Annotated in this window: 21 protein-coding genes and 1 tRNA gene; 6 read left to right on the forward strand and 16 right to left on the reverse strand. The window is 62.6% G+C overall.

What is annotated here, in order from left to right; all coding sequences use genetic code 11:
• Window positions 1-144 precede the first annotated feature (144 nt).
• The 3 genes from cls to NH396_RS15760 all read left to right on the forward strand — a co-directional run bounded on the left by cls (window position 145) and on the right by NH396_RS15760 (window position 3,788).
• Window positions 145-1,572, forward strand: coding sequence for a cardiolipin synthase (gene cls, locus NH396_RS15750; protein ID WP_253064796.1), 1,428 nt, complete (start codon window positions 145-147; stop codon window positions 1,570-1,572).
• A gap of 243 nt (window positions 1,573-1,815) precedes the next feature.
• Complete coding sequence (mtnK, locus tag NH396_RS15755; RefSeq protein ID WP_253064797.1) at window positions 1,816-3,066, forward strand: S-methyl-5-thioribose kinase; 1,251 nt, start codon at window positions 1,816-1,818, stop codon at window positions 3,064-3,066.
• Window positions 3,067-3,248: 182 nt separating this feature from the next.
• Entirely contained in the window at window positions 3,249-3,788 is a 540-nt protein-coding gene (locus NH396_RS15760; RefSeq protein ID WP_253064798.1) for a YaeQ family protein, read from the forward strand.
• A 127-nt stretch (window positions 3,789-3,915) separates the two neighbouring features.
• Here NH396_RS15760 and NH396_RS15765 read toward each other — a convergent pair whose 3' ends face one another.
• Window positions 3,916-5,019 (reverse strand): GGDEF domain-containing protein, encoded by a 1,104-nt coding sequence (locus NH396_RS15765; protein WP_253064799.1) that lies wholly within the window; start codon window positions 5,017-5,019, stop codon window positions 3,916-3,918.
• A 267-nt stretch (window positions 5,020-5,286) separates the two neighbouring features.
• A complete protein-coding gene (locus NH396_RS15770) occupies window positions 5,287-5,556 on the reverse strand; it encodes a hypothetical protein (protein WP_253064801.1) in 270 nt (89 codons plus the stop codon).
• Window positions 5,557-5,800: 244 nt separating this feature from the next.
• Here NH396_RS15770 and NH396_RS15775 point away from each other — a divergent pair.
• Together NH396_RS15775 and NH396_RS15780 are read left to right on the forward strand one after the other, a co-directional pair.
• A tRNA-Pro gene (locus NH396_RS15775) sits at window positions 5,801-5,877 on the forward strand.
• Window positions 5,878-6,355: 478 nt separating this feature from the next.
• Window positions 6,356-6,640: a hypothetical protein gene (locus tag NH396_RS15780; RefSeq protein ID WP_253064803.1), complete on the forward strand. Its 285-nt coding sequence runs from the start codon at window positions 6,356-6,358 to the stop codon at window positions 6,638-6,640.
• A 94-nt stretch (window positions 6,641-6,734) separates the two neighbouring features.
• Here the strand turns inward: NH396_RS15780 and NH396_RS15785 are convergent, their stop codons facing one another.
• The 4 genes from NH396_RS15785 to arfB all read right to left on the reverse strand — a co-directional run bounded on the left by NH396_RS15785 (window position 6,735) and on the right by arfB (window position 8,656).
• Window positions 6,735-7,037 (reverse strand): hypothetical protein, encoded by a 303-nt coding sequence (locus NH396_RS15785; RefSeq protein WP_253064805.1) that lies wholly within the window; start codon window positions 7,035-7,037, stop codon window positions 6,735-6,737.
• 102 nt (window positions 7,038-7,139) lie between these two features.
• A complete protein-coding gene (locus NH396_RS15790; protein ID WP_253064807.1) occupies window positions 7,140-7,442 on the reverse strand; it encodes a winged helix-turn-helix domain-containing protein in 303 nt (100 codons plus the stop codon).
• Window positions 7,443-7,483: 41 nt separating this feature from the next.
• The gene (locus tag NH396_RS15795) at window positions 7,484-8,191 is read right to left on the reverse strand and encodes an SIMPL domain-containing protein (protein WP_253064809.1); all 708 of its coding nucleotides are present in this window, start codon (window positions 8,189-8,191) and stop codon (window positions 7,484-7,486) included.
• A 51-nt stretch (window positions 8,192-8,242) separates the two neighbouring features.
• The gene (gene arfB, locus NH396_RS15800; protein ID WP_253064811.1) at window positions 8,243-8,656 is read right to left on the reverse strand and encodes an alternative ribosome rescue aminoacyl-tRNA hydrolase ArfB; all 414 of its coding nucleotides are present in this window, start codon (window positions 8,654-8,656) and stop codon (window positions 8,243-8,245) included.
• Between the two features lie 403 nt (window positions 8,657-9,059).
• Here arfB and NH396_RS15805 point away from each other — a divergent pair, with 403 nt between their 5' ends.
• Window positions 9,060-9,986 carry a LysR family transcriptional regulator gene (locus tag NH396_RS15805; RefSeq protein ID WP_253064813.1) on the forward strand — a complete coding sequence of 309 codons (927 nt, stop codon included), beginning with the start codon at window positions 9,060-9,062 and terminating at the stop codon, window positions 9,984-9,986.
• A gap of 9 nt (window positions 9,987-9,995) precedes the next feature.
• Here the strand turns inward: NH396_RS15805 and NH396_RS15810 are convergent, their stop codons facing one another.
• From NH396_RS15810 to NH396_RS15855, 10 genes are all read right to left on the reverse strand, one after another.
• Complete coding sequence (locus tag NH396_RS15810) at window positions 9,996-10,889, reverse strand: NAD-binding protein (protein WP_366071749.1); 894 nt, start codon at window positions 10,887-10,889, stop codon at window positions 9,996-9,998.
• Between the two features lie 25 nt (window positions 10,890-10,914).
• Entirely contained in the window at window positions 10,915-12,075 is a 1,161-nt protein-coding gene (locus tag NH396_RS15815) for a M20 aminoacylase family protein (protein ID WP_253064817.1), read from the reverse strand.
• 114 nt (window positions 12,076-12,189) lie between these two features.
• Complete coding sequence (locus tag NH396_RS15820; protein WP_253064819.1) at window positions 12,190-13,485, reverse strand: DUF3100 domain-containing protein; 1,296 nt, start codon at window positions 13,483-13,485, stop codon at window positions 12,190-12,192.
• 269 nt (window positions 13,486-13,754) lie between these two features.
• Window positions 13,755-14,945, reverse strand: coding sequence for an AGE family epimerase/isomerase (locus NH396_RS15825; protein WP_253064820.1), 1,191 nt, complete (start codon window positions 14,943-14,945; stop codon window positions 13,755-13,757).
• A 131-nt stretch (window positions 14,946-15,076) separates the two neighbouring features.
• Window positions 15,077-16,420 carry a trehalase family glycosidase gene (locus NH396_RS15830; protein ID WP_253064821.1) on the reverse strand — a complete coding sequence of 448 codons (1,344 nt, stop codon included), beginning with the start codon at window positions 16,418-16,420 and terminating at the stop codon, window positions 15,077-15,079.
• Window positions 16,421-16,487: 67 nt separating this feature from the next.
• Window positions 16,488-17,522, reverse strand: coding sequence for an ABC transporter ATP-binding protein (locus tag NH396_RS15835; RefSeq protein WP_253064822.1), 1,035 nt, complete (start codon window positions 17,520-17,522; stop codon window positions 16,488-16,490).
• 98 nt (window positions 17,523-17,620) lie between these two features.
• Complete coding sequence (locus NH396_RS15840) at window positions 17,621-18,538, reverse strand: carbohydrate ABC transporter permease (protein ID WP_199852322.1); 918 nt, start codon at window positions 18,536-18,538, stop codon at window positions 17,621-17,623.
• The gene (locus NH396_RS15845) at window positions 18,538-19,386 is read right to left on the reverse strand and encodes a sugar ABC transporter permease (RefSeq protein ID WP_253064823.1); all 849 of its coding nucleotides are present in this window, start codon (window positions 19,384-19,386) and stop codon (window positions 18,538-18,540) included. The genes NH396_RS15840 and NH396_RS15845 overlap by 1 nt, the downstream gene beginning before the upstream one ends.
• A gap of 202 nt (window positions 19,387-19,588) precedes the next feature.
• Complete coding sequence (locus NH396_RS15850; protein ID WP_253064824.1) at window positions 19,589-20,857, reverse strand: ABC transporter substrate-binding protein; 1,269 nt, start codon at window positions 20,855-20,857, stop codon at window positions 19,589-19,591.
• A gap of 97 nt (window positions 20,858-20,954) precedes the next feature.
• Window positions 20,955-21,956 (reverse strand): substrate-binding domain-containing protein, encoded by a 1,002-nt coding sequence (locus tag NH396_RS15855; protein ID WP_253064825.1) that lies wholly within the window; start codon window positions 21,954-21,956, stop codon window positions 20,955-20,957.
• Window positions 21,957-22,117 lie beyond the last annotated feature (161 nt).

Genomic DNA, 22,117 nt, shown 5'->3' on the forward strand with positions numbered 1-22,117 from the left:
GAAGAACCCCGCCCGTGATCAGTCATCGGCGGGGTTCTTGGCTTTGTGGCGCTCAAGACATCTTCACGAGCGCCAATGCAACGGCATCGTTGCGCGCGCTGCTGTGGCATACTCTGGCAACCTGACGTCTGCAATGGAGTTGCAATGACCGCCTGGCTACTCGGCTTTCTACTGCTGACCAGTCATATCCTCGGTGCCATGTCCGCCGTTATGGCACTGATGTCGAGCCGCACTTCTCAAGGGGCGATCGCCTGGATTCTGTGCCTGCTGACGTTCCCCTACGTGGCGCTGCCGCTGTACTGGGTGTTCGGACGCCCACGCTTCTATGGTTATGTTAGCGCTCGTGAGGAGCGCGATTCGACCATGCGCCGCGTGCTGATGCGCTTTCGGCCTAAGCTATCGCCGTGGCTGTCACGCCCGCTGGGCGGCAACCCCACCCATCTGGATGCCATCGAGCGTCTGGCAATGATGCCGGTCACCACCGGCAACCGCGCCAAGCTGCTGATCAATGGCGAGCACACCTTCGATGCGCTGTTTCATGCCATCGACGCCGCCGAGGATTACATCCTGATCCAGTTCTTCATCGTGCGTAACGATGAGCTGGGGGTGCGTCTCAAGCAGAAGTTGATGCACCGCGCCGAACGCGGCGTGCGGGTCTGTTTCCTGTATGACGAGATCGGCTCGCGCAAGCTGCCCGACGGCTATCTGAATGATCTGCTGGAGTCGGGGTGTGAGGTCAGCGCCTTCAACTCCTCGCGTGGCTGGCGCCATCGCTTCCAGATCAATTTCCGCAATCACCGCAAGATCACCGTCATCGATGGCCGCGTCGGCTTCGTCGGCGGGCTGAATGTCGGCAATGAATATCTGGGCCATTCCGAGCGCTATGGCGCCTGGCGCGATACCCACCTCAAGCTTGAGGGGCCCAGCGTGATGGGGCTGCAGGAAGCCTTCTGGGAAGACTGGCACTGGGCGACCAGTGAGGTGCTGTCGCTCGAATGGCAGCCGCAGATCAGCTGTGACGAGTGTCAGCATGTGGTAATCGTGCCTTCCGGCCCGGCGGATCGCCGCGAGACGGCCAGTCTGCTGGTGCAGCAGGCGATTCACTCCTCGGTCAGTCGCATCTGGATCACCAGCCCCTATTTCGTGCCGGACCAGGGCGTGCAGGATGCGCTCAAGATCGCAGCGTTACGTGGTGTGGATGTGCGGGTGATGATTCCTGAGCGTCCCGATCACCTGCTGGTATTCCTGTCGGCGTTCTCGTTCCTGTCCGAGATGATTCGCTCCGGTGTGCGTGTCTTCCGCTATCAGCCCGGCTTCCTGCATCAGAAGGTAATGTTGATGGACAGCCATACGGCGACCATCGGCACTGTCAATCTCGACAATCGCTCCTTCCGACTCAACTTCGAGATCACGGCGTTCGTGCCTGATCACCAGTTCGCCTCGGAAGTGGAGGCGATGCTCGAGGAAGATTTCCGTCACTGTCGTGAAATCAGCTGCGAAGAGCTGGATGCGCGGCCGATGTGGCGCAAGCTGGTCTCGCGCGCGGCCTATCTGCTGGCACCCATCCAGTAATGCAGCATCCTGCATGCGAAGTCCTACATGCAAAGCCCTGCATGCGACAAGCGCCTGCCGAGCTGAGCAAAACTCACTCGGCAGGTCTTGCCAATCGTCGCGCCAGCAGGCATCTTCTCGCTATAACTGATCGCCTTCTTATTTCTATCTGGAATAAAGTGAGAGCCTTGAGGTGCTTCACGTGCCACGCACGCCAAGCGACACCGAGGCCGGCGACTTCATGACTCAGCGCTGAGACCTGCCATGACTGCTCAAGACTCCACCGCTAGCACTGCGCCCTCCATCGACTATCAGTTTCGCGATAATGCGGATGTGATCGCCTTCGCGCGCCAGCACGTCGGCGCACGCTATCCGGCCTTCGCGACCGCTGAAGAACTTCAGGTCGAAGAGATCGGCGACGGTAACATCAACTATGTCTATCGCGTCTGCACGCCGGACCGCTCCGCCTCGGTGATCGTCAAGCAGGGACTGCCCTGGGTGCGCATCATCGGCGAAAGCTGGCCGCTGTCGCTGGTGCGTGTGCGCATCGAGGCGGAAACCCTGCGGTTCGAGGCCGACTGTGCGCCCGACCTGGTACCGGCGCTTCATCACTTCGATGAAGCTCGCTCGGCGATCGTGATGGAAGATATCGGTGATCACCGCAATCTGCGCCATGCCTTCCTGGAGCGCACGTCATTGCCGCGGCTGGGCGAGCAGATGGGGCGTTTTCTGGCCACCACACTGTATCTCAGCAGCGACCTGGCACTCGATGCCCACGACAAGAAGGCGCGCGTCGCCCGCTTCATCAATCCCGATCAGTGCAAGATCACCGAAGACCTGTTCTTCATCGATCCGTTTTGCGATCACGAACGCAACAGCATCAATCCGGCGCTGCGTGCGGATGCCGAAGCCCTGTGGCAGGACGCCGCCCTCAAGGTCGAAGTGGCCGAGCTCAAGCAGCGTTTTCTGTCCGCGCCCGAAGCATTGCTGCATGGCGATCTGCATGCCGGCTCGATCTTCGTGCGGGAAGACAGTACCAAGGTCATCGATCCGGAATTCGGCTTCTTCGGCCCGGCGGGCTTCGATATCGGCAGCTGGCTGGCGGCACTGTGGCTGGCGGCCTGTGCGCATACCGAACTTGAGGGCGAGCAGGGCGACAAGCGTGACTACCTGGCAAAGCTGCGTGCCCAGGCGGTCGCCAGTTGGGAAAGCTTCGCTCGTGAGTATCGTGAGCAGGCCGCCCACTCGCCGGATGCCAGCTTCGCTGCGCCGGGCGTGGCAGAGCGTCTGTTGTCGCGCATGTTGCGTGACGCACTCGGCTACGCCGGCTGTGAGCTGATTCGCCGCACTGTGGGGCTGGCGCATATTCTGGAACTCGAATCCATCAGCGATGAGACCACCCGCGCGCGTGCCGAGCGGCGGGCGCTGGCACTCGGGCGCGAGTTGATCATGGCGCGCGAAAGCCTGAGCGATATCGATGCCATCGATGCCCTGGTGGCGCGTCACCTCGCCTGAGGGCGGGCATGCCAGGCAGGAGTCGGGCGTTCAGGGCCCGGCTAGGGTAGACTCTGCGCTCCGTATCCACGCGCTTGCCCTGTCACGCGCCTGGTTCAGTCGAGGAGCATGGTGCTTTATCAGGAGAGTGACTGCCTGCCATCGCCTTTCCAAGACGTCTGCCTTTTCAAGAAGAGATTTTCATGGCCCTGTCTTCCACGCCTTACAAGGTGGATCTGTCGCTGACCGACCTGGATCGCGGCGTCTACGAGACCCTGCGCTTCACCGTGGCTCGTCATCCCTCCGAAACCGAACTGCGCCTGTGCGTGCGTCTGCTGGGCCACGCCCTTTGGTACAGCGAGAACATTGCGTTCGGTCGCGGCCTGTCCGATGTCGATGAGCCGGCGTTGTGGGAAAAGAGCCTCGATGGCCGTATCCTGCACTGGATCGAAGTCGGTCAGCCGGATGCCGAGCGCCTGACCTGGTGCTCGCGACGCACCGAGCGTACCTCGCTGCTGGCCTATGGCAGCCTGCGCGTGTGGGAAACCAAGGTCGTGCCGGCGGTCGCGGGGCTCTCCAACCTCAACATCGCGGCCGTGCCGGAAGGGTCGCTGGACGCCATCACCGAGTCGCTGCCACGCAACATCAAGTGGACCGTGATGATTTCCGAAGGCACCATCTTCCTCACCGATGACAACGGCCAGCACGAGATCAATCTCGAGTGGCTGAAGGGCGAGCGCTGAGCGACATCAGCCTCGCACCGGCCCAGACACATCGCCCCCGCAAGCATGGCTTGCGGGGGCGATGTCGTTGGGGATGGCTCAGCCGGAGCGGCTGACGTGATCGAGGCTGTTTCGGTCCGGCCGCGGCTCAGATGACGCTCAGGTCCTTGTCGACCATCAGGCGGCCTCGGCCATTTTCCTTGGCGTGGTAGAGGGCGTCATCGCTGCGCTTGACCCAGCTCGACAGGGTGTCGTCGGGGTGCAATTCGCTGGCGCCGGTGCTGAAGAGGATCACGCCGTGCAGCAGGGGCGAGGCTTCGCAGCGCTCCCGCAGGCATCTGTCGAACTGGCGAGCCGTCGCCAGGGTGCCGGGAATCAGGATCATGAACTCCTCGCCGCCATAGCGTCCGGCTTCTCCCGAGAACTCCCGGGTCAACTGGCTGACATGGCGTGAGAACTCTTCCAGTACCGTGTCGCCATACGGATGCCCGTGATTGTCATTGATCATCTTGAAGTGATCCAGATCGCAGATCAGCAGACAGGCACTTTGTGAACGCCTGATCCAGGCTTCGGCCTGTTCATGGATGGCGCGGTGATTGTAGAGGCCGGTCAGACTGTCCAGCAGGCTGAGGCGCTCGAGGCGCGCGGCATAGGCATTGGCGATATCGCGCTCTTCATGGATACGTCGGGCGTAGCCTGCGATCACCACGCTGAGCAGCCCGAAGGCCAGCGTGTAGCTGAAGCCCATATCGAGAAAACGCATGCCTTCGGAGGCATATCCGCTGACTAGCCCCGGCCTTGCGTGTTCAAAGGCCAGCAGTGCCCACGGCATGAACATCAGGCCGATGATGATGATGCCTCGGCGTTTGGGATTGGGGGGCAGAACCGCCAGCACATAGGCCGACGCCATCAGATAGAACAGCAGGGTCGGGCCGGTCGCGCCATGATTGAACAGCCAGTTGCCGGGCAGCATCACGAAGGTGACCAGCGCACAGAACAGCCAGGCCATCCGCTGGAACTCGCCATGAAAGCGCGAGCGATACCACATCAGGGCGATGAACGCGCTGATGATGACCAGCACGATATTGTACGCCGGCAGGGTGAGGTCAAACAGGGAGTTGAAGAGGGCCGAAATCAACCCGATGAAGACAGCGGAAACGAGAAAGCCATGATGGAGTATCTCGCGGGCGGAGCCGGTCTTGCCGACCAGCCAACGCCAGGAGGTAACTATCAATTTCAATGGGCTGACCATGTGACCTCGGGCATCGAGATGTCAGTGCACGCCAGGCACTAACCGGGAAAGCTAGATGATACATCACCTCATCATGAGCCACAGCTCACCAGAGCCAACGAAAGGTTCACAAACCCTATGCTAACGCAGTGAAAGTCAAAAAATGCCTCACTTTCCATTGTGTGCAATGACATGAGGAAGTATTGCGCCTGATACGCAATATATTGCCTGTTCGATGCTGGCGCGATAACCCCTGATGCCTTCCCACTGATTTACGCCGCCGCTCGCTTACTTCCAGGGCGTGTAGCGGTAACTGTCGGGGTCGTTGGCATCCGGGCTGTCGGCTTCCTTGAGGCGCACCAGGGTGTTGCCATCCTCGGTCTCTTCGACTCCCGTCACTGTCACCGGAAAGTTGGGTGACAGGGCATCCAGTGCCGGCCATTGCCCCTTGGTGATCTGGCTGCCGGCGGCGGGGGCGCTGTCGGCGCTGACCTTTATGGGGTCTCCGCTGACACTGGTGCCGCCCTTGAGCGTGGTGGTAAGCGTGAATTGGATCATCAGTCGCGAACTCCTCTGGACGATTGTCGTTCATGGGGCGTTGCATTCGAAGGTGCGCAATGAATGCCTGCTTCATGAACATGCGTCGCACCCGGGCATTTTGCAATGCCGACAGCGGATTCAGGGGGCACTGCGACACCAGATCACGATGCAGGTAAAGAAATGTGAGATTCCTGCTTTTCTTTTTGAGATCAATGCGGTACATTACGTCTCGTCTTGAGGGGGAAGCTCTTCCGGACACTGTCGGGACGTGGCGCAGCTTGGTAGCGCGCTGCAATGGGGTTGCAGAGGTCGCAGGTTCGAATCCTGTCGTCCCGACCAGATTCAAGTGAAAAGGCCATCCGGAAACGGATGGCCTTTTTGCGTTTCCGCATGCCCGAAAGATACCAGCTTCTTCACTGTTCGCTCTGCGCTCTTCTTTTCATTTCCCTAGTTCATTTCCCTTCTTGCGACCACCAGCCTGCCTCACGCATCTCGCCTTAGCACGTATTGCTCACTTTCCAGGCCCCTCAGCTCAATCAGCATTGTGCTCGCGCAAGCGCTTTTCTATTGATCCATGCAGACGCCACTGACATCTGGTCCTGAAAGCGCTGCTGCTTGAATTGATCTGGGTTAATTGACTGCCGGTTCGAAGGCCAGGGTAGGCAGGATGAGTTCTCTAAGCATGTAAGTATTAGTGTTTTCGTATATACTGCACCAGTCGATATTGGGGGTGATAATGAAAATCATAGACATTTACACGGCATCTCGATTCAATCCCGAACGATCCATCCTCAGAGAACAGCTGGGCGGAGGCTACGTGGTGCAGACCTGCGCCGTGGCCGCCGAGAACTATTGCTTCGAGGTCTCTCAGTCGCGCCGCTTCATCCTGGGATTTGAGGTCGCGGGCGCACGCAGTGCTGAATTTCTGTCGATCATCACCGAGGATTACGTCTTCCAGCATCCCGGCATTCGCCCGGAAACGCTCTCGGCCTACCTGCAGGATCGCGCCCGACAGCCACTGCGTCGTCGCGCAGCCTCTGCGCCTTCCGCCACTGGGTCGGGCGCCGCACGGCGCAGTGTCACCAGTATTGCCGTTGGCTGATGATGCTTGAGGCAACGTTTTTCAGCGAATGTCGTTGCGCCGTGCTGAGGTGAAAATCAGGCCAGGTGCAAGCAAGAGACAGGCGAGCGCAGGATCACGCCTGGGCCAGGTAGCGCCTGAACGCCCAGACCGTACTGGCGAGGCTCACACAGCAGAGCAGCGGCAGGGCGACATCGAGACAGGTATCCAGATTCCAGTGTTGCAGCAGGCCATAATCCCAGTTCTCTGCCTTGGGTCCATCGCCCTTGTATTCATGCTGAGCGATCTCACGGCCCAGAAAGAGGGCGACGGCGATGGCACCTGCCGACCACACGCCAAACAGCGGCCACAGCGCCAGCTGGATCAGCACGACAATCACGCCGTGCTGAACGGCACTGCCCAGAATCTCGGCCGTCATGGGTCAGCCATCATGCTTGAGGCCTCGTGCTTGAGAGCTCATTCTCGAAAGCCATCTCACCCCCATTTCTCGGCCCTCCTTGTTCGATCAAGTTCATGCCCCTCACGCATAGCCCAGCGCTTTCTGCAGACGTTCGGCGTTGTCGGCGACCCACTGGGCATTGATCGGCCCCCAGTCACGAATCACGTAATGGCCGATATTGTTGCGCTGACCTTCCTCGCGCTGGAATTCACAGACGATCTCGAGCTCGCTCAAGGCGGTAATGGTGTCTTGGGCAGTACGCCGCGGCATGCCGGTCGCGGAGATGATGGCCGGTACACTGGCGATGTCATGCGCGATGAGGTGGGCCACGAACAGGCGTCGATAGAAGCTCGTCTGGGTCTTGCTCAGCGGGGTGTCGGACATGGGGGCTCCATACGGCGAAGAAGGGGGCTGTCGAGAGGTGATCAGTGGCTCAGGGTGTAGTCGATGGTGGTCACGACTCTGACCTTCTTGATGTCAGGGGTGTAGCTGTCGAGGTCCGAGATAGAGAAATAGCCCTGGCTGGCATGCTTGATGTGGCCGACCGTGCTGCCGGAATCCTCCGCGAACTGCTGGGCGGCGCGCCGGGCATCCGCGGTCGCGGTCGCGATCATGTCGGGCTTGATGGCCTCAAGCCCCGTGAACAGGAATTCGGTGCGATAGGCATAGTCAGCCGAGAGCAGAATACCCTCGCGCACCAGCTCACCGGTCAGTGAGGCACTCTGCTTGACGAGGTCGACCTTGGGCGAGCGCACCAGCACCGTGGCTTCGGCGCGATAGCGCTCATCCGGACGCTGGGCGTTGTAGCTGTTGGCGTAGAGGTCAGTCACCTGGGGAGAGGTCACGCTGACCTGGTCGGCGGGGAAGCCGCGGGCGGTGAGAAAGGCGCGAATCTTGCGCTCATCATTGGCCAGCGCCTCATGAAGCCCGGTCAGCTGATTGGCATTGACGCTGAAGTGCAGCGGCCAGAGGGCCAGGTCGGCCTTGACCTCGCGCTCCGCGAGCCCCTTGACCGTCACTACGCGGCTGGAAGACTCCCACACCTGTGCGGCCTGCTTGAGATAGCTGCCACTCCAGACCATTCCCACGGCCAACAGGCCGCCCAGCACGGCCGAGCTGATGATGTTGCGCATGAATTGTCGTCCCTGACGTGAGCTGTGAGCTGACCGCCGCCCTCGGCGGGGTCAGACCTGTACCTTGCCGCGCATGGCCTTGATCTTGCCCTTGCGCGTCTTGCTGTCGACGCGGCGACGCTTGGCGCCCTTGCTGGGCGCTGTCGCACGGCGTGCTCTCTGTACCTTGACGGCTTCCAGAATCATCGCCTTGAGACGCGCCAGCGCATCTTCCTTGTTCAACTCGAGGGTGCGATGGCTCTGCGCCTTGATGATGATGACGCCTTCCTTGCTGATGCGCTGATCCGACAGCTGCATCAGGCGCTCCTTGTAGAAGCCGGGCAGCGTCGAGCGCTGAACATCGAAGCGCAGGTGAACGGCGGAGGCGACCTTGTTGACGTTCTGGCCGCCATTGCCCTGGGCGCGAATCTGGGTGAGGTCGATTTCCCAGTCGGCCAGCGCTACCGAATTGGAGATGGTCAGCATATTGAATCTCCTTGTCATGGGGACTGTGTGGTTCGTCACGCAGGCACAGTCAGTGAAGCGATGGTCCATCTTAGCCTATTCGCGCACTGGCTTCAGAATGTCGGGTGCGTCTGCTTCTCCATTCGGCCGGCTTGCGACGCTATTCGTCTGCCTTCGTGTCACAGCGCAGAGAGCCGCGAGAACTGTCGTGAAGAGGAGGCGAGGCGAGGAGGCTAGGCGACGATTTATTCTGATATGGCGTTGAGGATGGGGGAGTTCAACCGCATGCTGCCCGAGACATCAGAATATCGGGTACTCTGCTGGCTGCGTCTTGTGTGAAGACTGTCCAGTTTTTCAGACATTCTTGGCAGCACTTTTCCTGGCACTTATGTAATTCCCTCTCCCATCCTCTGCAGAGCGCCTCATGGATATCCCGCATCAGCGTCTTGTCTATTTTCAGGTCACCGTCGAAGCCGGCTCCATCCGGCGTGCCGCCGCGCGTCTGAACATCGCCCCCTCGGCTGTCAGTCGTCAGATAGGTCTGCTCGAAGAGGCCATGGCCGCCTCGCTCATCGAGCGCACCCGTGACGGCGTGCAGCCGACGCGGGTCGGCGAGATGCTGCTGGATTACATCCGTGAGCGAGAGACGCTCGATCAGCACCTCGGCGAGCGCCTCGACGCCTATCAGCGGCTGGAAACCGGAGAAATACGCCTGATCATCGGCGAAGGCTTCGTCGGCGACATCATCAACAGCCCGCTGCGTGCCTTTCGCAAGCAGTACCCCGGCATCACGCTCAAGGTCGATACCGGCAGCATGCAGAGCATCATCGACAGCGTGATCGAGGATGAGGCGGATATCGGCCTGATGTATCACGAGCGGGTCCATCCCCAGCTGCGCTTCTGGCATTCAAGCCCGCAGCCGCTGGTGGCCATCATGTCGCCGGAGCATCCGCTGGCGAGCGAGTCCCATGCGCTGACGCTCGAGGAAGTGGCACAACATCCCATGGCGCTGTGGGGGCCGAGTCACGGCGTGCGTCAGCTGATGGACGATGGATTTCATGAGGCAGGGGTGCGCCCGCATATGGTGGTGCAGACCAATTCCATGGAGGTGCTCAAGCAGGCGGCGCGGTCCGAACTGTGCATCACGCTGTTGCCGGCCTTCGCCGCGGCCCGTGAGCTTCAGGAGGGCGTGTTGATCGCGCGGGATGTGGAATGTGCCAGCTTCCGCCAGGCCCGCGCGCATATCATCACGCGGGTCGGGCGGCGCATGCCGCGTGCCAGCCTGCAATTGCTGCGTCATCTCGAACGCTGGATCGCGGCATTCAGCGGTCCGCGTCAGGCAGCGCGCTGATCGTGGGTCTCATGATCCAGGGGCTCTGATTTCGGTCAGGCGAGGCGGGCGCAGCTGGGCAGGCACCTTGCTCAGCCAGCGATCACACAGATGATGGAGATCATCCTCGTCCGCCGGACACAGCTCCGGCGGCTGACAGCGCTCGAAGACCGCCTTCATCAAGCCTTCCGGCAGGTTGAGCGTGGTGACGAAACTGCGCGCCAGGCGCAGGTCGCGGCGCAGCTGACCGGTGGAGATGCCCGAGTCATAGCGGCCCGGCAGCACCCAGCGCGGAAAATTCACCTCGCTCACGGCGCTGCGCCCGGCGCCCAGATTGATGGCATCGATGCACGCCTGGGGTGTCACGCCCGCACGGTAGGCCATGGCGACCGCCTCGGCAGTGGTGATCAGGTGCGCGGCATGCAGATAGTCGCTGGCCAGGGCGGCAGCATGGCCACAGCCGGCATCCCCGACGTGCAGATGCTGCGTGCAGATGGCGTCGAGCAGCGTTGTCATGCGCGTCACTGTCGCCTCATCACTGCCGATCAACAGCGTCAGGCTGTCATTCGCTTCATCGGCGGGATTGCGACTGGTGGCCGCTTCCAGCCAGTGATGGCCGGCGAGGCGTGTCTGCACGGCCAGTTCGCGGCTGAGCGTGACGTCACCACTGCATAGATCGATCACGGTACTGCCTGGCGGCGCCCTGCGCAGCAGGCCTTGCCTGCCTGTCAGTACCTTCTGCACCTGTTGCGATGTGGCCAGCGCCATCAGGTAGATCTCGGCGCGGAAGGGCGAATGACTCGCGACTTGCCCCTCGGGCGCTGCCACTGCCATGACGCCCTCGGCTCCGGCATGCGCAAGCGCCTGTATGGCCCGAGTGCCAATTGGCGCATCGCCAATCACGCAGATCTTCATGCTGAGCATCCCTCGAGGGTGTGTTCACCTGGCCTCAGGCGGCGGCCAGCAGCTGACGTACCAGCGACGTCCAGTAGCTGACGCCGATGGGCGTGGCAGCATCATTGAAGTCGTAGTGCGGATTGTGCAGCGAGGCGCTGTCTTCACCGTTGCCCAGCCAGATATAGGCGCCCGGGCATTCCTGCAGCAGATAGGCGAAGTCTTCCGAGGCCATCGAGGGCGGCAGATCACGATGGATCCGCTGGATGCTCGGCAGCTGCTCGAGAACCCTGGCGCAGCGCTCGGCATGGCCCGGCGCGTTCAGGGTTGCGGGATAGCGCGGCTGATAGTCGAAGTTGACCTTGAGACCGTGGAAGGTCGCCATGGCATCGACGGCGTCATGGAAGCGCTGCTGCAGATGCGCGCGCAGTGTCGGGTCGAAGCAGCGCAGGGTGCCGCGCAGTTCGACTTCTTCTGGCATCACGTTGAAGGCATCGCCGGCATGGAACTGGGTGATGCTGAGAATCGCGGTCTGGTGCGCCGGAGTCTCGCGGCTGATCAGCCCCTGCAACTGGGTCACCAGCTGACAGGCCGCCAGGATGGTGTCCTTGCCCAGATGCGGCATGGCAGCGTGGCAGCCGTGACCGCTCAGGGTCAGGGTGAAGACATCGAAGGCCGCCATCACCGCCTCTTCATGCACCGCCGCCTCGCCGAGTGCCAGCCCCGGCCAGTTGTGCAGGCCGTAGATGGCATCCATCGGGAACTGCTCGAACAGGCCGTCCTCGACCATGCGGCGCCCGCCGCCTTCGTTCTCCTCGGCCGGCTGGAACACGAACACCACGCGGCCGGCAAAGTCCGGATCGCGCGCCAGTTCACAGGCCGCGCCCAGCAGCATGGTGGTATGGCCATCATGGCCGCAGGCATGCATCTTGCCCGGTGTGTGCGAGCAATGTGAGACGGCGTTGGCCTCGGTGACATCCAGCGCATCCATGTCGGCGCGCAGTCCGATGGTCTGGCCCTTGCCCAGCTTGCCGTCGAGTACCGCGATCACGCCGGTCTCGGCAAGCCCCGTGGTGACTTCCAGACCTGCTGCACGCAGGATCTCGGCGACGCGCGCCGAGGTGCGATGTTCTTCGAAGGCTGTCTCGGGATGCTGATGAAACTCATGACGCCAGCTGCGCAGCAGTGCCTCGTCGATCTTGTCGGGTAGTTGCATGCTGAATTCCTGTAGAAACCGGCACCCTGGAGTGCCGGCGTAAAAGTGATGAGAAGGGGGTAGCAAAGTGAGAAGCGAAGGTAATGCGAAAGGTAAAGCCCGAAGCCCGTGTGATCAGAGCAGTGCCTGCGCCACGACGGCCGAGCCGATATAGGTGCCGGTGAAGACCAGCAGCGAGATGATCACCAGCTTCCAGCCTGCCTGGCGGAACATGCTGAACTCGCGCTTGCTGAGTGCCAGACCCGCATAGCCGAGCACCGGCGTGACGATGGCGAGGAAGTTGACTAAGCCCAGCTGCTCGGTGATCCAGCCGCTGCCCGGGAACCACGGCAGCGTCATCAGGATGCTGACCAGCGACACCCAGGCGATGGCCGGCAGATAGAAGGGCATGACGCGGGCGACCAGCAGACCCAGCATGGTCATCACGTACAGGATCAGCATGCCGGGGGCGGCGTCGCTCAGGCTGGCACCATTGATGGTGTTGACCACCCAGCCGACACCGCAGACAGCCGCGACGACCATGGCCGTCTTGCCCAGCTGGTTCTCCGGGCGATCTTCAACCAGCGCGTCTGAGGCGAGCTTGGCTTCCTCGTCATTCATGGCGTCATCGCTTCCGGCCCGCTTGCGGCTGAAGAAGCGGAACAGGCGCTCGGCGACCGGCAGGGCGATGAACAGCGAGACGTAGAGGCCGGTGGCATAGGTCAGCAGGTTGCTGGCGCCGGCGAAGGCCAGCAGCTCTTCGCCCATCTCCGGCAGGGCACCGGCGATGGCGCCGGAACACGCCGCCACCATGCTGCCGCTGCCGACACCGCAGGCCATGGCCAGTGCACGCGGGTCGAAGATGTCCAGTGAGGTCAGGTAGCCCGCCATCAGCGCGAACCACAGGGTGCCGAACATGGTGCCCACCACATAGACGCCCATCACGCCGACGCCTTCCGGGCCCTTGAGGCCGTACTTGTCGGAGATGATCGCGATATTGGGTTCACGCGCGATGGAGTAGGTCGCACCGATCGCCTCGCGGCCCATCTTGAGCACCACCACCGCGATCGGCATCGCGATCAGCATGGTGCCCAGATTGCCCAGCTCCTGCAGGATCAGCGCCGGACCCGCCGAGATCAGCTGCTCGATGGCCGGGCCGATGGTGGAACCGAAGCGGGCGATGAACGGCATGATCGACAGCAGGATGACCGGCCCTGCCGCCGCGCTGACCACCGGCGGGATGAAGCGCCTGGTACCACTGAACAGGTGCGGATTGCACAGTACGGCGGCAATGAAGGCATAGAACAGCGGCAACAGCAGCAAGGTGCCGGGGCCGAGCGGAAACTTGAGAATACCGATCAGTTCGGCGCCGAGGGACAGCACCACGACCAGCAGGTGCAACCGCCAGTCCAGGAGTTGAGAAAGAGGCATGTGGGACTCCGCTTGTTATTGTAGTGTCTTGGGCTTTTGAAACGGCTGGATGCAGCGCCTCGGGGCATGCCCGCGGCTGTCGGCTGCCGCCCTCTGCCGGGGCGGTCAGCGCGATCAGTATTGTCAGGAGCGGTGCTCTAAAGAAACATGATGGGTGTACGAATAAATAGAGTGGGCTGGCGGGCGATGACAGGCAGTGAAGGTCTCCAGACGCCGACACCCCGCACAAGGCGGGGTGTCGGGTGGTGCGATCGGCAGTGCGACAGGGCTCAGTCGCCGGTGATCACGCGCAACAGCTCATGGCAGGCGCCCAGGCTGTGGTAGTCACACTTGGCGCCGGGCGAGCTCTTCAGGTCATCGAAGCGCTGGTTGTCCGCATTCAGCAGGCGATACCAGGCACCGTACTGGTGGTCGATGAAGTGCTGCCAGGCGTAGCCCCACAGGCGCTCATACCACTCGACGTAGTGTGAATCACCGGTGGCCTCGTGCAGCAGCGCCGCAGCCACCAGGCTCTCGGCCTGCACCCAGAAGTACTTGTCGTCGTCGCAGATGGTGCCATCCGGCGCGAAACCGTAGTAGATGCCGCCGCGTTCGCTGTCCCAGGCTAGATCCATCGCGGTATCGAACAGGCGCTGTGCGGTCGGCAGCAGCCAGGCGTCATCGCGGTGACGCCTGAGCATCAGCAGCAGCTTGGCCCACTCTGTCAGATGCCCCGGCTGGAAGCCCCACGGCCGGTAGAGGTTCTTGGGGTCGTCTCGGTTGTAGTCCCAGTCGACGTTCCAGTCGCGATCGTAATGCTCCCAGATCAGGCCATCGGCCTTGGCAGCCTGACGCTGGCAGATGTTGCTGGCCAGGGTCATGGCCCGCTCCAGATAGTGCGACTCGTCGGTGGCCTCGAAGGCGGCCAGCATGGCTTCACAGGCATGCATGTTGGCGTTCTGGCCACGGTAGTCGGACAGCGTCTGCCAATCGGCGCTGGCCTCGTCGGCATAGAGCCCCGCCTGGGGCGACCAGAACTTGTCTTCCATCAGCGCGCGGGTCTCCTCGAGCCAGCCGCGGGCCTCCTCGATACCGGCGCGCCAGGCGGTCGCATAGGCCAGCATCACGAACGCCAGGCCGTAGCACTGGTTGGTGTGGTCCGCCTCGCCTTGCTCGCTCAGCGACCACAGGTAACCTCCGGTCTGCGGATCGAGATGGACATCGCGCAGGTAATCGATGCCGTGACGGGTCGCGGCCAGACACTGCTCATCACCGCTGCGCAGATACTCCATTGCGAAGTTGAAGACCATCCGCGTGCTGCTGACCAGATGACGCGCCGCGGGCGCATACACCGTGCCGTCGTCGCGCCAGGCCTGGAAGTAGCCACCGCGCTCATGATCCATCGCCTTGGGCAGATAGAAGTCCATGATCGAGCGGATATGCTCGCCCAGAAAGCCGCGGCTGGCGAAAGTCGCCGGCATGGGCGGTACCGCCTGGCGTGACAGCGGTGCCTTCTGCGCTGCCTGCGCCAGTGGTGAGGCTTGTCGAGACCGTTGTTGGGACTGTTTTTGGGACAGTTGCTGAGACTGTTGCTGAGAGGCGTGCTGAGTCATCAGGAAGCCTCCACGACGCCGGCTGCCGCCTTGCTGGCGGTGAAGCTCTCCAGCGGGTTGAGCCAGTAGAGGTCCATCGCCGCGGTCCAGGAGAAGTCGCGACCGCCACAGCCCTCGCCGGTCACCGAGTTGAAGTACTCGTAGTAGCCGGCGGCCTCGATGCACTTCTGGCTGGCCTGCTTGATCTGGTCGGCCTCGCGGGACATGCCATATTCCTCGCAGCCGATGGCCAGCATCCAGTTGATGTGCAACCAGCTCGGTCCGCGCCAGTAACGCTTCGGCTCGAAGCGGGTGCTTTCCGGATGGGTGGAGGCGACACCGAAGGGCGCCTGTTCCAGCCATTCCTCGAGCAGACCGCCCATGCGCTGCGCCTGGGCGCCGCTGGAGACACCGGCGAACAGCGGCAGAATGCCGGCGGTGGTGACGTGCTCCAGCAGCACGTCGGCACGCGCATCGCGGCTCAGGAAACAGCCCAGCTCTTCGCTCCAGAGCGCCTGCACGCCTTCCTCGGTGCGCGCCAGCGACTGCTTGAGGCTGAAGAGCGCCTCGCCGTGGGTGTTGACCAGGCCCAGACCGGCGGCATCCTCTTCGCACAGCGCGATCAGGTCGCGCGTGCCACGGTGGAGGATGGCGATCAGGCTGATGTCCTCGACCCGGTACGGGCAGTCGCGATACAGCACCTCGGCGTCATGCTCGTTCTGCTGGAAGAACTTCACCAGATAGATGTAGCGATCATATTCGTACTTGTGCGGACGCTCGGAGGGGTCGACCAGCCCGGTATCGCGACGCACGTATTCGGCATCGACCGGCGGCACGCCAGCCAGCGGGCCATCCCACTGGGGGCTGTTGTCCATGCCCGATTCCCACGGGTGATAGCTGCACACCCGGCCGGTGTGTTCCGGATCACGATCGCGATAGAACCACAGGTGGTAGCGGATGACGCCGGGCAGGGTGGCGGCCAGCTTTTCCTCGGCAAGCCGGCGATCACGGCCTTCCTCGAACAGCAGCTTCATGACGCTGGCCAGCACCGGCGGCTGGGAGATGGCGCTGGTCGACGGGCTGTGCTTGACGCCCCAGACTTCCGGCCCCGGGAAGTAGGTTTCGGCGTCACCGTGGAAGACGATGTGCGGCACCATGCCGTTGTCCCACTGACCTTCCAGCAGGCGCTCGACCTCACGCCAGGCACGTGCTTCGTCACCGGCGGCCAGCCAGCCCAGCGCGGTGATGGCGGCGTCCCAGTTCCACTGGAAGGGGTAGAGGCCACGCGTGGGCACGGTGTAGCCGCCCAGGTCGTTGAGCTTGAGAACGTCGTGAGCGCTGAGCGCGTCGAGCTTGGCATTCATGTAAGTCGGCTCCGTTCGGGATGAAAGGTTTGGGCTGAAAGGTTGGGTAGAGAGGGGGCGGGGTGCCTTACGCCGACATCAGGTGGCCGCTGTGGTCGTAGAAGCGCACCTTCTCGGCCAGCGGGCGGATGTGGATGTCGCTGCCATTGCCGACATCGAGATCACTCGGCACATTGACGCGAATCATCTCGTCGCCGAAGCGTGCGGTCAGCTGCTTGTGGGACCCCAGCAGCTCCGAGACCAGCACGCGCACCGGCGCGAAGTTCTCGGTGGGCTCGAAGCGCACCTCAAAGTCCTCGGGGCGGATACCGCACCTGTGTACCTGCGCGTCTGATGTCCCGGCGAGGCTTGCCTGCTGCCAGCGCGCGTCTGGGACGATGAAGTTCATCGGCGGGTTGCCGATGAAGCTGCCGACGAACTCGGTGGCCGGATAGTGGTAGATCTCGGAAGGCGGCGCGTACTGCTCGATCTGGCCACCCTTCATCACCGCGATGCGGTCCGCCAGGCTCATGGCCTCGACCTGGTCGTGGGTCACGTAGATGGTGGTGGTGTCGGAGGCGGCGAGGATCGTCTTGAGCTCGGCGCGCATCTCCAGACGCAGCAGGGCATCCAGATTCGACAGCGGCTCATCCATCAACAGCACCTCCGGCTCCATCGCCAGGGCGCGCGCGACCGCGACACGCTGACGCTGCCCCCCAGAGAGCTGACCGGAGTAGTGATCGAGGCGGTCCTCGATATGCATCAGTGCGGCGGTTTCCTTCACCTTGCGCTGGATATGCGCCTCGCTGTCCTTGCGCACGCGCAGGCCGAAGGCGATGTTCTCCGCCACGGTCATGTGCGGGAAGACGGCGTAGTTCTGGAACACCATCGCGATGCGACGATCGCGCGGTGCCAGCGAGGTGATCTCGCGCTCGCCGATGCGGATCGAGCCGCTGCTCTCGTATTCCAGCCCCGCGATGATGCGCAGCAGGGTGGACTTGCCGCAGCCGGACGGGCCGAGCAGCACGGTGAATTCCTTGTCGCGGATCTCGAGGTCGATGGACTTGAGGATTTCCTGCTTGCCGAACTGCTTGCGTACGGCGCTGATGTGGATGGCTGACATGGTCTGACTCCTTTGATCGAGAGCGGCGGCGAGGAAGTGAACTCGCAGCGAGACGATGAAGATCGCCGCCGGTCATTGGCCTGATGAGCGGGCGTACGTTAGCGGTTGGAAATGCCCCACATGCTGAATAGGTACTTCCTGATCGCGAACAGGAACAGCAGCGCCGGGACGACCAGAATCAGACCACCGGCATACTTGATCTCGGCAGGTGACTCGGAAAGGCTCTGCACCAGGAAGGCGGTCAGGGTGCGGTTCTCGACGGTGAGAATTGCCGAGGCGAACACCTCGTTCCACGAGATCACGAAGGCGAACACGGCCGAGGCGGTGATGCCCGGCGCGGCCAGCGGCAGCACCACGCGGCGGAAGGCCTGCCAGCGGTTGCAGCCCATCAGCCAGGCGGCTTCCTCGAGCTCCACCGGAATGCCCATGAACAGGCTGGAGGTGATCAGCACCGCAAACGGCAGTGCCAGGGTGGCGTGCACCATCGCCAGACCCAGGATGGAGTCATCGATGCCGACCTGGATGAAGATGACGGCCAGCGGCAGCGCCAGCAGCGGCATCGGGAAGGCCCGCGACAGGATGATGATCATGCGGTAGGCATTCATGCCCGGGAACACGAAGCGGGCCAGCGCATAGCCTGCCGGTGCGCCGAGCACGATGGCGATCACCATGGTGAAGACGGCGGCCAGCAGCGAGTTGCCCAGCGCGCTGATCACGCCCTGGTAGTGCCAGAAGAAGTCGAGGGTCTCGAAGCTCAGCGCCGGGGTCAGGGTCTTGGGCCAGCCGGTGATCTGCTCCGGCGTGCTGACGCTGTTGAGCATCAGCAGGGCGATGGGCACCAGCACCCACAGCACCAGGATCGAGACACCAGCCCGGAACAGCCATTTCCAGGCCATGTCATTGCGACGAGGCTTGTGGGCGGTCTGCGCCACCTGGTTTGAGGAGTCGGCTGAGGAGGCGCTTGCGCGTGACGAAAGCGATGACGGCATGACGGCCTCGGAAGAAGAGGATTTCATCAGCGGGCCTCCTTCGGCACATTGAGGAACTTGATGTAGAAGCCGGTGATCACGACCGAGATCAGCATGATCAACACCGCGTAGGCTGCAGCGGCACCCGTCTGCTGGTAGAGGAACTGCCAGTCGAAGGTCTCGCTCATCAGTACCGGCATGTCACTGCCGCCCAGCATCATCACCACCGCGAAGACCTCGAGTGCCAGCAGGGTGCGCAGAATCAGCGCCGACTGGATGCTGGGTCGCAGCATCGGCAGGGTGATCTTCCACAGGCGCTGCCAGTAGCTGGCGCCGAACACCTGACCGGCCTCGTCATATTCCTTGGGGATCAGCCCCATGCCCGATACCAGGATGACCAGCACGATGGCGGTACCGCGCCAGATCTCGGCGACCACCACAGCCAGGAACAGCGCGAAGGCATTCTGATAGTTGAGCCAGGACGCCGGCGCATCGATCACGCTGACCGCACTCAGGAAGCTGTTGAGGAAGCCGAACTGCTCGAGGATCGCCAGCCAGATGATGCCGGCGGCCAGATCGGAGATGCCCAGCGGGATGGTCCAGATGTAGAGGATGCTGTCGCGCCCCTTGTTCATCTTGGTGACCATCAGCGCCATGCCGATGGCCAGCACCAGCTGCACCGGCACCACGACCCCGGTCAGCAGCAGGGTGTTCTTGAGTGACGGCCAGAAGTTGAAGTCCTGATAGATGCGCGTGAAGTTGGCCAGGCCCACGTTGCCGTCACTGCTGGTGAAGGCCTCGGCGAAGATCTGGATGAACGGATAGAGAAAGAAGGCACCCATGAACAGCAGGCTGGGGGCGATCAGGTAATAAGGTAGCCAGCGATCGTGCTTCATCTTTGCTCACCTTTGGCGTTGTTGTGATGGCTTGTCGGAATGGTTTGGTGGCACCGGGTCGGCATGACAGGGGTTGGCGTACCGTCATGGCGACCCGTCGGGGGCAGTTGCTGCTGCTGTGTTGCGAGTGATGCGAGTGATGCGAGTGATGCGAGTGCTGTAAGTGTTGCGTTCTTGAGTGTTGCGGTCTGGCGCCAGCGACTTACTTGACCGGGCAGGGGCCGTCGCTGGGCGTATCCGGGAGCCAGCAGCCTGCGCCTGAGGTGTTGATCAGCGTCTGCAGGCGCGGGGCGAGGATATCCAGCGTCTCCTCGATGTCGGCGTCGCGCAGTACGATCTGCACGAAAGCATCGCGGTAGATCTTGTTGAACAGGCCCGACTGCTGGCCCAGGCCGCTGGGCAGCAGCGAGAGCACGGCGTCATCGGCGGAGGACTGGGCCGCGACCGCCTTGCCGGACATGCGAATGCTGGCGGGCAGGTCATCGGGAAGCTCTGACTCCACCACCGGGAAGAAGTTGGTGGCCCGCAGGGTGCGAATCTGGGCTTCCGGCGTCATCAGATAGCGGATCAGCTTGCGCGAGGCGTCAGGGTTCGGGGCATTGGCGGGCACTGCCAGGCCAGCGATGACCGGCATGTAGCCGCGCCCGCTGGGGCCGGCAGGGGCCGGGAAGGCCACGTACTGATCCGGCTGCTTGTTGAAGGCATCCTTGAGGCGCGCGGTGTGATCGAACGCGACCCATACCTCGCCATTGAGCAGCGGTTCCTGCATGAAGCCGTAGGCGGTGGAGCGCGGATTGGTCACCGCCCAGATCTCGCGGAACTTCTGCCACATGGCCACGGCGTCATCGCTGCGGAATTCGCGCACCACCGAGTGGGTGAAGGACGGGTAGAGATAGCCTTCCAGGAAGCGGTGGATCAGCCCCTTGCGACCGGCCGGGAAGCCCAGCTTGGGGCTGCCGGTGGCCTCCTGCATGTTGCGGCCCCAGGCCAGCAGCTCGTCATAGCTCAGTGCGTTCAGGTCAGCGCCTTCGGGCAGGTAGGGCAGTGCCTTGCGGTTGGCGGCCATGATGTAGGTCGCCTGCATCCACGGAATGTAACGCTGCTTTTCGCCGCCCAGCTTGCCCAGCGCCATGTACTGCTGGCTGATGCCCTTGTCCGCGAGCGACACGGCCAGCGCGTCCTGTGGCGCCAGAATGCCGGGAGTCAGCGACCCCAGTTCGCCGTGCAGCCCGCCGAGCAGATCCAGCGCCCCTTCGGGGCTTGCCTTCTCTGCCTCGAGGCGCGACAGGAAGGTGCCCGTCTCCTGCGGCATGTAATTGATGGCCTCGGCGTAGGGTGCCAGCGCGATCTCGCGCATCTGCTGGGCTTCTTCCAGCGGTCTGGCCTGGGTGCTAAAGAAGGTGATGTCAGCGAGGGCAGAGCTACTGCCCAGCAGTGCCAGCAGGGCGAGGGCGGTTGGCGTCTTGCGCATGGAGGTCTCCCCGGTCGGGTGTTGTTTTTCTGGCGTCGTACCGATCGTGTCTGGCACCTGTCGCCTGATACCAGGTTTCTGGCACCTGTTTCGATGGTCAGGCAGTGGTATCGCGCAGCAGCAGGTCGTAATCGAAGCAGCGATGGCGTGGCGCGCCATTCTGCGGTGCCAGCACCAGTTCGATCAGCGCCTGACTGACGGTCTCGAACGAGATATCCAGGGTGCTGAGGCTGGGCTGGCGATACATCTGCGGCGGCAGGTTGTCGGCGCCGATGATGGCGATGTCCTTGCCGGGCGTGAGGCCACAGGCGCTGACCGCTTCCATCACGCCGTAGGCGAAGATGTCACTGGCACACACGAAGGCAGTAGGGGCCTTGGCCCCGGACAGCGCTTCATGGGCGACCTGATAGGCGCTGGCGTAACCGTGGGGGCAATGGCGCGAGCTGGGCGTGAGGCCGGCGTCGTGCATCGCCTGCAGATAGCCGGTTTCACGTTCGACGGCGGTGTAGAGGTCGCTGAAGAAGTTGAGGAACAGGATGTTGCGATGGCCCAGGCCAATCAGATGGCGGGTGGCGCGCAGGAAACCGTCGGCGGCATTGATGTCGACCCAGTCGTGTTCACTGGCGCGGCCGGTACGACCGTGGGTGACGAAGGGGATGCCGCTGTCGAGCAGGAAGTCGACGCGCGGGTCCTGAATGCGGGTACGGGCCACCACGAAGGAATCGACCTTGCCGCCATCGATGAAACGCTTGTAGGTGTCCAGCTCGTCGCGGTCCTCGGGCACCGTGGTGACGATGAGGTCATGTTCCGGTGCGGCGTCGTGCAGCGCCTGGCCCAGCGCGACCAGCAGGCGGGTGTTGAACTGATCACGAAAGTCGCCCTGGGCGCCGTTCATGATGTAGCCCACCGAGGAGGTGCGGCCTGTCTTCAGGCGGCGTGCGCTCTGATTGGGCTTGTAGCCCACTTCACTGGCATAGGCCTGCACCCGCTCACGGGTCGTGGCGCTGACATCCTCGAATCCGCCCAATGCCCGCGAGACCGTCGTGACCGACAGGCCCAGCTGGCTGGCGAGATGCTTGAGTGTGATGTTCGGCGGCATGGCACTTTTCCTTTGCGGTAACTGTGAGCGGAAACCGTTACCCGAAACGTTTCGGAAACGATCTTTTCACTGTTTTGATTAGCTTGGCAAGAATGACGAGACCAAAGAATATATCCGTAATAATCCGGACATATGGCGCTGAAAATCGCCGCTCAGGCTGG

The organism is Cobetia sp. Dlab-2-AX, from assembly GCF_024124625.1.
Taxonomy (GTDB): domain Bacteria; phylum Pseudomonadota; class Gammaproteobacteria; order Pseudomonadales; family Halomonadaceae; genus Cobetia.

Coding starts and splice junctions, on each gene's coding strand:
- cls (WP_253064796.1), top strand. CDS start 145: ATGACCGCCTGGCTACTCGGCTTTCTACTGCTGACCAGTCATATCCTC.
- mtnK (WP_253064797.1), top strand. CDS start 1,816: ATGACTGCTCAAGACTCCACCGCTAGCACTGCGCCCTCCATCGACTAT.
- NH396_RS15760 (WP_253064798.1), top strand. CDS start 3,249: ATGGCCCTGTCTTCCACGCCTTACAAGGTGGATCTGTCGCTGACCGAC.
- NH396_RS15765 (WP_253064799.1), bottom strand. CDS start 5,019: ATGGTCAGCCCATTGAAATTGATAGTTACCTCCTGGCGTTGGCTGGTC.
- NH396_RS15770 (WP_253064801.1), bottom strand. CDS start 5,556: ATGATCCAATTCACGCTTACCACCACGCTCAAGGGCGGCACCAGTGTC.
- NH396_RS15785 (WP_253064805.1), bottom strand. CDS start 7,037: ATGACGGCCGAGATTCTGGGCAGTGCCGTTCAGCACGGCGTGATTGTC.
- NH396_RS15790 (WP_253064807.1), bottom strand. CDS start 7,442: ATGTCCGACACCCCGCTGAGCAAGACCCAGACGAGCTTCTATCGACGC.
- NH396_RS15795 (WP_253064809.1), bottom strand. CDS start 8,191: ATGCGCAACATCATCAGCTCGGCCGTGCTGGGCGGCCTGTTGGCCGTG.
- arfB (WP_253064811.1), bottom strand. CDS start 8,656: ATGCTGACCATCTCCAATTCGGTAGCGCTGGCCGACTGGGAAATCGAC.
- NH396_RS15805 (WP_253064813.1), top strand. CDS start 9,060: ATGGATATCCCGCATCAGCGTCTTGTCTATTTTCAGGTCACCGTCGAA.
- NH396_RS15810 (WP_366071749.1), bottom strand. CDS start 10,889: ATGCTCAGCATGAAGATCTGCGTGATTGGCGATGCGCCAATTGGCACT.
- NH396_RS15815 (WP_253064817.1), bottom strand. CDS start 12,075: ATGCAACTACCCGACAAGATCGACGAGGCACTGCTGCGCAGCTGGCGT.
- NH396_RS15820 (WP_253064819.1), bottom strand. CDS start 13,485: ATGCCTCTTTCTCAACTCCTGGACTGGCGGTTGCACCTGCTGGTCGTG.
- NH396_RS15825 (WP_253064820.1), bottom strand. CDS start 14,945: ATGCCGGCGACTTTCGCCAGCCGCGGCTTTCTGGGCGAGCATATCCGC.
- NH396_RS15830 (WP_253064821.1), bottom strand. CDS start 16,420: ATGAATGCCAAGCTCGACGCGCTCAGCGCTCACGACGTTCTCAAGCTC.
- NH396_RS15835 (WP_253064822.1), bottom strand. CDS start 17,522: ATGTCAGCCATCCACATCAGCGCCGTACGCAAGCAGTTCGGCAAGCAG.
- NH396_RS15840 (WP_199852322.1), bottom strand. CDS start 18,538: ATGAAATCCTCTTCTTCCGAGGCCGTCATGCCGTCATCGCTTTCGTCA.
- NH396_RS15845 (WP_253064823.1), bottom strand. CDS start 19,386: ATGAAGCACGATCGCTGGCTACCTTATTACCTGATCGCCCCCAGCCTG.
- NH396_RS15850 (WP_253064824.1), bottom strand. CDS start 20,857: ATGCGCAAGACGCCAACCGCCCTCGCCCTGCTGGCACTGCTGGGCAGT.
- NH396_RS15855 (WP_253064825.1), bottom strand. CDS start 21,956: ATGCCGCCGAACATCACACTCAAGCATCTCGCCAGCCAGCTGGGCCTG.